This window comes from Bacteroides sp. OF03-11BH (assembly GCF_003604005.1).
GTDB lineage: Bacteria > Bacteroidota > Bacteroidia > Bacteroidales > Bacteroidaceae > Bacteroides > Bacteroides ovatus.
In genome coordinates this window covers 1-12706 of the sequence record NZ_QTMW01000027.1, presented here as the reverse complement: position 1 = coordinate 12706, position 12706 = coordinate 1, and the positions used below count along the sequence as shown (strand labels likewise).

Below are 12706 nucleotides of genomic sequence, written 5' to 3'. Positions count from 1 at the left end.
AAAAAGGTATGAGAACTTTATTAATATATTTATCGCTTTTCTTCTTGTCAATAGCCTCTATCCATGCCCAGAGCATGAAAAAGATGGCGCAAAAGACAGAGTTTGAAAGCCGCCTGGCAAAGGAGGCGCAAACCGTAGAGTCCATCGAAAGCGATTTCACCCAAGTGAAATATCTCGATGTATTCGATGAGAAGGTTACTTCCAAAGGGAAGTTCTACTACCAGAAGACCCATAAAATCTGCATGGAATATTTCCGCCCGATGGATTATCTCATCGTGATAAACGGCAGTAAGCTCAAAATCGTTTCGGATGGCAAGAAAAGTATCATGAATCTTAGTTCGAACAAAATGATGGCACAGATGCAGGATATGCTGACCGCGTGTATGATAGGCGACCTGTCTAAAATGTCGTCCAACTACCTGCTGGAGTATTTTGAAGACGCACGATACTATCTGGTTAAAATAAAACCGACCAACAAAGCGGTACAAGCCTATATTGCCGGTATAGAAATCTATCTGGACAAGAAAGATATGTCGGTACACAAACTCCGTCTGTCCGAAACAGCCACAAACTATACAGAATACGAATTCTATAATAAAAAGTTCAACTCCCTGAAGAATGAGACGAAGTTTGCGATTCGTTAGTCTGATGGTTCTGCTGTTCTTATGGATACAGATCCAGACTTCCTGCTCTCCACGGATGAGCGGGGAAGGAAGTACTGTGCTCCCCGCTATCGAACTAACACAAGGAGAAAGCTCGCAAAAATACAATATCCAACTGGATTTCATGAAACATCACATGAGCGGTATGCTAATAGTACGCCGTATGCCTGATAACGAAATCCGGATCGTAGCGTCTACTTACTTCGGACTAAGCCTTTTCGATTTTTCTCTACGCAACGATCAGTTTACTGTCAACAGTTGCATTGAACCCATGAAAAAGGAAAAGGTGCTGAAACTTCTGGAGATGGATTTCAGACGTCTGTTCTTAAGTGGGAAAGATATTCGTGTGAAAACGACTAAAGACAGTGCTACTGAAAAAAGAACCAGTGGAAAAGGCTTTGGAAAGTCAGTGGTCTACATCATTGGCAATACTCCGGGCGATCCCGCACAAATAAAAATCAAACATCCGTGGATTCGGTTAACGATCCGTCTGGACAAACTATCTAAAGAGATTTAATATATGCTACTTGATAACTTCTATACCATCCTTTCCTCCGAATCATCGGACTCAACGATCTGGACTATCCAGGTAAAGTTGAATCCCGGGCATCCTGTTTATCAGGGACATTTCCCCGGACATCCGGTAGTTCCGGGAGTTTGCCTGTTACAACTTATCAAGGAATGTGTAGAAGACATTCGCCAGCAAAAATTGCAAGTAACACAAGTGTCTTCCTGCAAGTTTCTTTCGGCTATCAATCCTATAGAAACACCGCATATTTCGGTGGCACTGACTTTTAAAGAGACAGAAGAAGGTACACTTCAGTTGCAAGCGGAAGGGACTATAAAGAAGGAAGCTGTAAAAAAGAGTACTGTGAAAGAGAGCACTGTAGAGGAAAATACCGTAAAGAACGAATGTTTCATCAAACTAAAAGCTGCACTTACCCCGACAGTATGAAGGAACAAATAAGTACAGCCTATTGGCACGAGAAGTTGAAACAATTAGGGATCATCGTTATCATCCCAAGTTACAACAATGGAAAGACACTGGCGGACGTCATAGAAAGTGTACGTTTCTACGCCCCCGATATCCTTGTTGTCAACGACGGTTCTACAGATGAAACTGCCGAAATACTTAGCCGGGAATCTAACTTACATACCATCACCCACCCTGTCAATCAAGGAAAAGGAGTAGCTTTGAGACATGGACTATCCTTTGCCAAAAAGCAAGGATTCCGGTATGCTATCACCATTGATTCTGACGGACAGCATTTCGCTTCGGATATCCCTGCATTGATCGAAGCCATAGAAAAGGAACCGGACACATTATTGGTAGGTGCCCGTAACCTCGCCTCGGACAATATGCCGGGAAAGAATACATTTGCCAATAAGTTTTCCAACTTCTGGTTTACCCTCGAAACAGGTATCAAACTGCAAGATACACAATCCGGCTACCGCCTGTACCCCATCCAACGAATGAATGTGGACAAGTGGTATTACACCGCCAAATACGAGTTTGAGCTGGAAGCACTTGTCTTTGCAGCCTGGGGAGGCATTACCGTTAAAAACATTCCGGTACATGTTTATTATCCGCCACAGGAAGAACGGGTTTCTCATTTCCGACCGTTTCGCGATTTCACCCGTATCAGTATCCTGAACACAGTACTGGTGCTCGTCACTTTCCTTTGGATCATCCCCCGGAACTTTTTCCGTAAACTGACCTGGAAGAACTGCAAGCAGTTTTTCTCGGATCATGTCACCCACTCCCCCGAATCTAATCTGCGGATCACGGCTGCCATCACACTCGGCGTATTCATGGGTATCGTTCCGATGTGGGGATATCAAATGCTAATCACGTTATTTCTGGCACATTTGTTCAGACTGAATAAAGTCATAGCTATTGTAGCAGCCAATATTAGTATCCCTCCGATGATTCCATTTTTGCTGTACGGCAGTTACGTAACCGGCTGTAAAGTGCTGGGAGATCCTGTCAATCTGCATTTAAACGAACTTTCTTTTGAAAATGTAAAATCAGTCATAGAGCAATATTTAATAGGAAGTGTTATCTTTGCAGTCGTATGCAGCATACTGGCAGGAACCATCGCGTTCATTCTGCTCACGGCGTGTAGGAAAAAAAAGATATGACCCAGTTTTTTATCGGACTATATGATTATTTCGAGAGGCACAAGATTCTGTTCTATTTGTCACTCATCAGTTGTGTCCTGTTAATGGGATTCTTTGCACTACAAGTAAGGTTCGAAGAGAACATCACACAATTTTTCCCCGACACTAAAGATTCCCAGAACACAATCAAAGTGTTCGACAATCTCAAGATTAAGGATAAGATTATCATCATGTTATCCTCTGCAGATACCTGCCACCGCGTAGAACCCGACTCCCTGATAGAAGCAGCCGGACAACTGCAACAAAACCTGACAGAAAAAGCCGGAGGAAAACTGATTAAAGGAATTTTCGCACAGGTAGACCAAAGCCTCATCCAAGGAGCCACGGACTTCGTTTATGAACATCTCCCGCTTTTCCTGACAGATACGGACTATCAACGCTTCGATTCCTTACTGACGGATAAAGGGATACAGGCTACCATGCAGAAGAATTATACCAACCTCCTCTCTCCTGCCGGAATTGCATTAAGAAACTATATTCTCCGGGACCCGCTCGGACTGGGAAGCGAAACCCTGAAACATTTGCAAGATTTCCAGTTGGAAGCCAACTACGAGATTTATGACGAACATATCTTCTCCAAAGACGGTTCCACCTTACTTATGTTCATTACCCCGGTATTCAGTACAGGCAGCACCGGAAAGAACGACGAACTGATAAAGATACTCGAAGAAGAGCTCAAGCACGTACAGGAAAAATCTCCTACCATTCGAGCTGAATACTTCGGCGGTCCCTCCGTGGGAGTCTACAACGCCCGTCAGATTAAGAAAGATACCATCCTGACCTCCTCCCTGGCACTGCTTATCATCATTGTATTTATCTCACTCGTTTTTAAACGAAAGAGATCGATACCGTTGATTATTACTCCGGTACTGTTCGGAGGATTATTTGCCCTGTTTCTCATTTTCTTTATCAAAGGAAGTATCTCCGCCATTGCAGTGGGAGCTGGTTCGGCAGTGATGGGTATTGCACTAAGCTATTCCATTCACATGCTGGCACACCAGAACCATGTTTCCACCGTTCAACAACTTATTAAAGAGATAGCCTATCCGCTTACGGTAGGTAGTTTCACCACTATCGGCGCATTTCTGGGATTGATATTCACCAGTTCCGATCTGTTACGCGACTTCGGATTGTTTGCCTCTCTGGCATTGGTGGGCACCACCCTCTTCTGTCTCATTTACCTGCCTCATTTTCTGAAAGGACAGGCAGACGTCAAACAGGGACGCATACTACGCATCATCGAGAAAATAAATGCTTATTCTTACGAAAAGAATAAATGGCTGGTAGGCGGCATCCTCCTCATTACAGTGATCTGTTTGTTTACTTCGCAAAAGGTAGGCTTCAACAACGATATGATGAGTCTCAACTATGAGCCCCGCCATCTCCAACAATCGGAAGAAAAATTACTGCAACTCTTCGACAACGACGAAAAGACCGTGCTTTTTGTCAGTGTGGGCAAAGACATGAATCAGGCTACCGAAATTTATGCAACGACCAATCAGAAGTTATCGGCACTGAAAGAGCAGGGACTCATCAAAGAGTATGCCTCCGCCTCACAGTTTCTGATCTCTCCGCAAGAGCAGCAGAAACGCCTGAAGAAATGGAAAGATTACTGGACGGATGAAAAACTGCAACAAGTCCGTGAACAGCTGGAAACAGCCGCCGCCGAATATCGTTTCCGTCCGGGAAGCTTTGATTCTTTTTATCAATGGATGAACCAACCTTTCAGTGAATATCATTACACCGCACAAGGAGACGATTTATCCGGCAAGCTATTGAATGAATGGCAAACCTCTGCCGATTCCATCACCATGCTTATCAGCCAGATACGGATCAGCGAACCGAATAAGGAAGCTGTGTACCAGAACTTTAATAAAGACCCGAATGTAGTCATCTTCGACCGTTCCTATTTTGCCAACAAATGGGTATCGGCCATCAATGACGACTTTTACCTGATTCTGTACATCTCTTCTTTCCTCATATTCTTTGCACTATGGTTCTCCTACGGACGTATCGAACTTACCCTAATGAGCTTTCTCCCGATGCTAATCAGCTGGGTAATCATCTTGGGATTGATGGGAATTCTGGGGATTGAGTTCAATATTATCAACATCATCCTGTCCACCTTTATCTTTGGCATTGGAGATGACTTCAGTATCTTCATTATGGACGGGCTACAAAACAAATACCGTACAGGTCAGAAGGTGTTGAATTCCCATAAAACGGCTATCTTCTTCTCCGCCTTCACCACAGTGGTCGGTATGGGAGCACTTGTGTTTGCCAAACACCCGGCTTTGCAATCCATTTCCCTGATTTCCATTCTGGGTATGATAGCAGTAGTACTGGTGGCCTATACCATTCAGCCACTCATTTTCCGGTTCTTCATCGCAGGCCCCGCTTCCAAAGGATTACCGCCTTATACGCTTATCGGATTGATACGTACCGTGTTGCTCTTCCTGCTTTTCTTTATCGGCTGCATCGTCCTCCGTATATTGATTATCCTGCTTTATCCGGTGCCTGTGCGCAAAAGCAGCAAGCAGCGTTTGGTGTGCCGCCTGATACAAATCACCTGCAAAGGAATTTTGCTACTGGCCACCGCCGTCAAAAAAGAACATATCAACAAAGCCAACGAACGCTTCCGGCATCCGGCAATTATCATTGCCAACCACCAGTCGTTCATCGACATTCTGGTATTGCTGTCTCTTTCATCTAAAATCCTGATGGTAACCAACCATTGGGTATGGCACTCTCCTTTCTTCGGAGCCATCATTCGTTATGTCGACTTCTATTATATAGGCGAAGGATACGAGCAATATATGGAACGGATGCGGAAAAAAGTGAAGGAGGGCTACTCCATCGCCATTTTCCCGGAAGGCACACGTACCTATAACGGAAAGATGAAACGTTTCCACAAAGGAGCATTCTATCTGGCAGAAGCATTGAAACTGGATATTCTGCCGATCCTGCTTTACGGTAATAACAAAATCATTGCCAAAGCACAGCCTTTCAATATCCGGAAAGGAATCATCTATACAGAAATACTTCCCCGTATACCACTAGACGATCTGTCTTTCGGAAGTACTTATCAGGAGCGTACCAAACGCATATCCGCTTACATGAAAGAGGTTTATGCCCGTATCTGCCGTGAACAGAACACGACGGACAATCCGGCGTTCTACGAAGCTCTTATCCAGAACTATATCTATAAAGGTCCCGTCGTAGAATGGTATATCCGTATTAAAGTAAAGATGGAAAAGAATTACCGGCTATTCAACCGGTTGATTCCCGTCCAAGGGCAAATCACAGACATCGGTTGCGGCTTCGGCCCGTTATGCTATATGCTGTCTCTGCTTTCCGAGGACCGGGAAATCCTGGGTATTGATTACGATGAAGACAAGATAGCGCTGGCGCAGCACGGATGGTTACGCAACGAGCATCTCCAGTTCAAGCATGGCAATGCATTGGAATATCCCCTGCCGGAAAGTGATGTCTTTATCCTGAACGACATGCTTCACTATATGAGCTACGAACATCAACAAACCCTATTGTTGAAATGTGCCGGTCGCTTGCGTTCACAAGGAATGATTATCATACGCGACGGAAATTCAGCCAACGCTTCCAAGCACCGGTTAACCCGGTTCACGGAATTACTATCCACCCGTATCTTCAACTTCAACCGGACAACCGGAGAGCTGTATTTCACCACTGAAACCCAATTACGGGAAATAGCAGTCGCCTGTGGAATGGCTGTCGAAATCATTCCTAATGACAAATATACATCAAACACCATTTACATATTTAGAAAACCGAACTAGTATGAGCAAATATGACATCATCATTATCGGCAGCGGCCTTGGCGGACTGGAATGCGGAGCGATTCTTAGCAAAGAGGGATTCAACGTATGCGTAGTAGAAAAAAATGCGCAATTCGGCGGATGCTTCCAGACTTACCAACGAAAAGGGCATCTGTTGGATACGGGTATTCATTATGTAGGAAGCCTGGATGAGGGTCAAGTGATGAACCAGTATTTCCGCTATTTCGGTATCATGGACAAGCTGAAAATAAAACGCTTGGACGATGCTGCTTTTGATACGATCTACTATAAAGGAAAAACATACGATTATGCAATGGGATACCCGCAGTTTATTGAAACCATCTGCCGTTCCTTCCCGCATGAGAAAGAAAACTTGAAATGCTATGCCGAACAGCTTCAGGCTGTCGGAAACCTGATTAGCGTAGACCACCTGAAACAAGGCACACTCGCTTTGGAGGGTATGAAATACTTTTGTACCTCTGCCGCCCATCTGATTGCGGATATCACTCCGGACCCCGCCTTACGAAATGTACTGGCAGGTTCAGCTTTACTCTACGGAGGTTTGAAAGATGTCTCCACTTTCTACCAGCATGCCATGATTAATCACTCCTATATTGAAGGCGCCTACCGTTTTGTAGACGGAAGTATGCAAGTCAGTCTGGAGCTAATCAATGTAATCCGGGCAAACGGAGGGACCGTGCTCAATAACAGTGAAGCCACCCGCATCATCGTTGAAAACGAAAAGGTACAAGGGGTTATCATCAATGGAGAAGAGCGACTGGAAAGCGACTTCGTCATCTCCAATATGCATCCCCAACGGACATTGGAGATACTGGATAAAAACCGTAGCATCAAGAATGCCTATATTTCCCGCATCCGTTCGTTGGAAAATACCTACGGCATTTTTACGCTCTACCTGGTAATGAAGAAAAAAAGCACTCCTTATCAGAACCGCAACCTGTATCTGCATGCGAACAATAAAGTGTGGTATGACAAACTGCTCTATCCGGGACGGACCACCAACTGTATGATTTCCATGCAAGCGTCTTCCGAGGACAGTCAATATGCCAGTGTCATTTCCATCCTGACACCTATGTATATAGATGAACTGTCTGCCTGGAAGGACACGACTCCCGAACATCGGGGAGAAGACTACCAATCCTTCAAAAAGGAGAAAGCAGAACAGATTCTCCGCTTCATCCGAGGACATGGCATTGACCTTTCAGAAAACATAGAAGAGATGTATACCACTACTCCATTAAGCTATCGGGACTATACAGGAACAGTGGATGGTTCCGCGTATGGGATTATCAAAGATTATAAATGTCCGCAAATTGGTTTCGTATCTACAAGAAGCCGCTTGGGAAATCTCTTTCTCACCGGGCAAAACCTGAATGTGCATGGTGCATTAGGGGTAACACTAACTGCCATGCTGACTTGTGCGGAGTTTGTAGGACAAGAATATCTGGCTAAAAAAGTAGGAAATGCATAGAATAGTCAAAAAGACACTCCAATACACGGGCTTCCTTTTCCTGTCGCTCATCGTTCTATTGATAGCCGGAATCAGCTATCTCTACTTTTCTGCGGATATGCAAACGCCCAAACATGAGCAAAGCATGACCACAGACAAAGTGATTGATATAGACAGTCTCCACCTCCGGCATTATGGAGATAACTTTCTCCGGCACAGCGACAGCGGCTTATGGGAATTGTTTGTGAAAGGGGATGCTTTCCAGAGAGGAGAAGCTATCGGGCAACTGTCTTCCGACCTGCTCCACCATCAAGAGAAAGTGTTCGTGGATCAGATTCGTGAGATTGTTCCTTCAGACAGTTATCTGAAATTCCTCCGGTTCTTCATTGTATTATTCAACCGTAATCTGGGTGAGAACGTCCTCGAAGAATACCGCGACGAGATCTACGGAATCTCGCTATCATGTACGCATGAATACGACTTCATCGGCACTCCTTACGAACGCCAGTTGAATTACCATTCGGCACACGACCTGGGACATGCCATGCAAGATTATATGTTAGTGGGATGCAGTTCGTTCGCCACTTGGGGAACACAAAGTGCAGATTCATCCCTGCTGATCGGACGTAACTTCGATTTCTATGTAGGAGATGCCTTCGCAGAGAACAAGCAGGTGGCTTTTTATGTACCGGAGCAAGGATACAGGTTTGCTTCCGTCGGATGGCCCGGTATGATAGGAGTGTTATCCGGCATGAACGAGACAGGTCTTACCGTGACAATTAATGCTGCCAAATCTGCTGTCCCCACAGGTTCCGCCACCCCCATTTCCATCCTGACCAGAGAGATTCTGCAATATGCAGCCACTATTGATGAAGCCTTTGCCATCGCCAAAAAACGGGAAACATTCGTCTCCGAATCCATATTGATAGGTTCTGCCAAAGATGGCAAAGCCGCGATTATCGAGAAATCTCCGGAGAAAACTGTGCTTTTCACCGGAAAAGAAGCCAATCGGCTCATCTGCACCAACCATTACCAATCGGAAGAATTCAGCAAGGACGAACGAAACATGGAAAATATCCGCACTTCCGACAGCCCATACCGTTTTGCACGATTAACGGAACTCATTAATGAGGATCTTCCGATCGATGTCTCCAAAGCCGCCTCTATCCTGCGTGACCACAAAGGCCTGCAAAACACAGACCTGGGACTGGCCAACGAAATGGCCATCAATCAGTTTATTGCCCATCATTCCGTCATCTTCCAACCGGAGAAACGGCTGATGTGGGTATCGACCTCTCCCTGGCAATGTGGGAAATACGTAGCCTATGACCTGAATAAGATATTCAAAGACACGATTGATTGGCAACACGAAATATACAGTTCCGACCTGACCATTCCGGAAGATAAATTCATCGACACACCGGAGTTCCAGCATCTTCTCACGTATAAGAAACTGACTCCGCTTTTATTGAAGAAAATCAGAAAAAAGGAACAGATAGAGGAATCTGTTTTAAAAACATACCAAGCCTCCAATCCTTCCCTATACTATGTATATGAAGTAATAGGAGATTACTACGAGGCCATGCAGCAATCTAAACAGGCCATTGCATACTGGCAACAGGCATTGAAGAAATCCATTCCCAAGTTGCAAGAGAAAGAACGTATCCAACAGAAAATTCAAAAACAATCCAAAGATGGAAAAGAATCCTGAAATTCAGTTCCGCTCACCGGAAGATATCAAAAGCTATCAGGAAGAACAGTTAGCCAAAGTGTTAGCCTACCTGCAAGCACATTCCAAGTTCTATCAACAGATGTTTGCCGAACATCACATTGATATCAATCAAATAAAGACGATTGAAGACTTGCAACAGATCCCCGTCACTACCAAGACGGACCTGCAACTCCATAACGATGATTTCATCTGCGTAGACAAAGAGGAAATTATCGACTATGTGACGACTTCGGGCACATTGGGAGATCCGGTCACTTTCGTTCTCACCTCTGAAGACCTGGACCGTCTTTCTTACAACGAATACTTATCTTTCACCACCACCGGATGCACCAAGCAAGATATTCTTCAATTGATGACTACCATCGACCGCCGTTTCATGGCAGGCTTGGCATATTATATGGGAGCCCGCGAACTGGGTATGGGAGTGATCCGTGTAGGCAACGGCATCCCGGAACTGCAATGGGACACAATTCGACGGATACATCCGACTTGTGGAATGGTAGTCCCCTCTTTCCTTATCAAACTGATAGAGTTTGCCGAAAAGAATCATATCAACCATAATACCTGTTCCATGCAGAAGTGCATCTGTATCGGAGAAGCATTGCGCAATCAGGAATTCCAGTTGAATACGCTCGGACAGAAAATACACGATAAATGGCCTGCCTTGCAGTTGTATTCCACTTATGCCTCCACCGAAATGCAGTCGTCCTTTACCGAGTGTAATGAATTCCACGGAGGGCATTTGCAACCGGAACTTATCATTGTAGAGTTTCTGGATGATAACAATCGTCCTGTGGAAGAGGGAGAAGCAGGGGAAGTGACGATCACGACGCTCGGAGTCAAAGGTATGCCGTTGCTCCGTTTCAAAACAGGTGATATTTGTTACCACCACACCGATCCCTGTGGTTGCGGGAGAAATACCATCCGCCTAAGCTCCATCCTCGGCCGGAAAGGACAAATGATTAAATACAAAGGAACGACGTTGTATCCGCCTGCATTATTCGACATTCTGGATAATATACCTTCGGTAAAAAACTATATCATTGAAGTTTATACCAATGAATTGGGAACGGATGAGATTCTGATTCGTATCGGAAGCGAGAACCGTAGCGAAGCCTTTGCCAAAGAGATTAAAGATCTGTTCCGTTCGAAAGTCAGAGTGGCGCCAAGCATCAATTTTGAATCGGCAGAGTACATTGCCAAGATACAAATGCCTCCAATGAGTCGAAAAACGATAAAATTCATTGATTTACGATAATTATTTTCTACTTTTGGAAGTTAGTAACCAACTATATCACTTTAACATTAACGTATATGAAAAAACTTATTCTATTCTTATTCTTGAGCACGAGCCTGTTCTGTTTCGGACAAGGCAAGAGTGCATTGAAAGACATTCAGTCTATTAAGTTCTATGGGGTAGACTACTCCCAAGTAAAAATTTTCGGTGCAGATGAATCACCGGCACAATTCAAAGATGCTTTCAGACGTATCAATGAACTGTTCATCACAGAAGCTAAGAAGTATAACGTAGGAAAACAATTGAAAAAAGAAGTGACAGAGATTTCACGGGATGCCGTTAATCAGGTGAACGAAAACATCGACCTGACCGAGCTAATGACTGCTAAAAGAGAATATACTCTTAGTAAAGAGCAAATCAAAGCAGCCATCAACGCATTGCCTATCCAGAAAACACCCGGAGTAGGTATGGTGTTTATCGCACAGTTCCTGGACAAATCAAACAATAGAGGTACGTATGAAGTCGTATTCTTCAATACCGAAACAAAGGAAATCATTGAAGAATGGATTACCGACGGCAAGGCACGTGGTTTCGGATTACGCAACTATTGGGCAGGCTCTATCTATAGCGCACTCAAGAAACTATAAACAATAAAAATACAAGTATGAGAAAACTACTATTAGTACTGACCTTATTATTAAGTATCAGTACGTATGTCGCAGCACAGAATTACACAGAAGTAGTGTATTTAAAGAATGGCAGCATTATTAAAGGAGTAATCATTGAACAAGTGCCCAATGTCTCTTTAAAAATCAAAACAGGTGATGGCAGCCTCATCATCTGTCAGATGAGTGATGTGACTAAAATCACAAAAGAAGAGCGGTACACAAGAGATTATCGTAAGGATACCAACGACCGCAAAGCCGCAAGAAATACATTAAAAGGCTATAAGGGTTTCGTAGACTTTGCATATATTGGCGATGTGAGCGACTACAATGCCTCTAAAATTGAATTATCAACCACACATGGTTATCAATTCAACAATTATTTCTTTGTAGGTGGTGGCGTTGCTTTCAACTACTATACCGATGCAGATCTTTATGCAGCCCCCATCTATGCTAACTTCAGAGCTAACTTCATCAACAAAAAAGTGACTCCGTTCGCCGACGTAAAAGCCGGATATGCTGTAGGAGACATAGAAGGAGCGTATGCTTCAATAGGAGTAGGAGTACGTTTTTCTTTAAAAGGGAAAAAGGCCTTGAATTTAGCTTTGATGTATAACTTCCAAGATTATGACGCCACAACAGATTATAGTTACAGCTATGGAGGGCATTATTATCATAACAGTTGGAATGATACATGGGAGTTACATGGAGTAGGAGCTAGATTCGGATTTGAATTCTAAGCCTGTTTGCAATACAGATAAATTTCTTACCCTACTATTGCTTTTCACTAATTAATTTTGTATCTTTAGTAATTTTCATCCTTTTGAGGATAGCTAGTCACCTTATAGAATGATAAATGTCACCCTATAAGGTGACATTCGTCTTTTTATAAAGTGCCAGGGCAGACGCATTATATTTTTTACTATATTCTCGTTTGTAATTT

Annotated in this window: 10 protein-coding genes; all 10 read left to right on the top strand. The window is 43.9% G+C overall.

Annotated elements, in window-relative coordinates:
* Nucleotides 1-8: 8 nt before the first annotated feature.
* From DXA54_RS18130 to DXA54_RS18085, 10 genes are read left to right on the top strand one after another with little or no spacing between them, the layout of a single operon-like run.
* Complete coding sequence (locus DXA54_RS18130) at nt 9-644, top strand: LolA family protein (protein ID WP_004323602.1); 636 nt, start codon at nt 9-11, stop codon at nt 642-644.
* On the top strand, nt 619-1179 hold the full coding sequence (locus DXA54_RS18125) for a hypothetical protein (RefSeq protein WP_004305461.1): 561 nt from the start codon (nt 619-621) through the stop codon (nt 1177-1179). The genes DXA54_RS18130 and DXA54_RS18125 overlap by 26 nt, the downstream gene beginning before the upstream one ends.
* A gap of 3 nt (nt 1180-1182) precedes the next feature.
* Entirely contained in the window at nt 1183-1617 is a 435-nt protein-coding gene (locus DXA54_RS18120) for a 3-hydroxylacyl-ACP dehydratase (RefSeq protein WP_004311046.1), read from the top strand.
* Nucleotides 1614-2804: a DUF2062 domain-containing protein gene (locus tag DXA54_RS18115; protein WP_008650511.1), complete on the top strand. Its 1191-nt coding sequence runs from the start codon at nt 1614-1616 to the stop codon at nt 2802-2804. The genes DXA54_RS18120 and DXA54_RS18115 overlap by 4 nt, the downstream gene beginning before the upstream one ends.
* Nucleotides 2801-6658, top strand: a complete 3858-nt coding sequence (locus DXA54_RS18110) for a trifunctional MMPL family transporter/lysophospholipid acyltransferase/class I SAM-dependent methyltransferase (protein WP_120080245.1) — start codon at nt 2801-2803, stop codon at nt 6656-6658. Before DXA54_RS18115 ends, DXA54_RS18110 begins: the two co-directional genes overlap by 4 nt.
* Nucleotide 6659: 1 nt before the next feature.
* A complete protein-coding gene (locus DXA54_RS18105; RefSeq protein ID WP_004311049.1) occupies nt 6660-8150 on the top strand; it encodes a phytoene desaturase family protein in 1491 nt (496 codons plus the stop codon).
* A complete protein-coding gene (locus tag DXA54_RS18100) occupies nt 8143-9840 on the top strand; it encodes a C45 family autoproteolytic acyltransferase/hydolase (protein ID WP_004311050.1) in 1698 nt (565 codons plus the stop codon). Before DXA54_RS18105 ends, DXA54_RS18100 begins: the two co-directional genes overlap by 8 nt.
* Nucleotides 9824-11119 carry a phenylacetate--CoA ligase family protein gene (locus DXA54_RS18095; RefSeq protein ID WP_004311051.1) on the top strand — a complete coding sequence of 432 codons (1296 nt, stop codon included), beginning with the start codon at nt 9824-9826 and terminating at the stop codon, nt 11117-11119. Before DXA54_RS18100 ends, DXA54_RS18095 begins: the two co-directional genes overlap by 17 nt.
* A gap of 56 nt (nt 11120-11175) precedes the next feature.
* Nucleotides 11176-11745 (top strand): hypothetical protein, encoded by a 570-nt coding sequence (locus DXA54_RS18090; RefSeq protein ID WP_120080243.1) that lies wholly within the window; start codon nt 11176-11178, stop codon nt 11743-11745.
* Nucleotides 11746-11762: 17 nt separating this feature from the next.
* On the top strand, nt 11763-12503 hold the full coding sequence (locus tag DXA54_RS18085; RefSeq protein WP_004323596.1) for a hypothetical protein: 741 nt from the start codon (nt 11763-11765) through the stop codon (nt 12501-12503).
* Nucleotides 12504-12706: the final 203 nt, after the last annotated feature.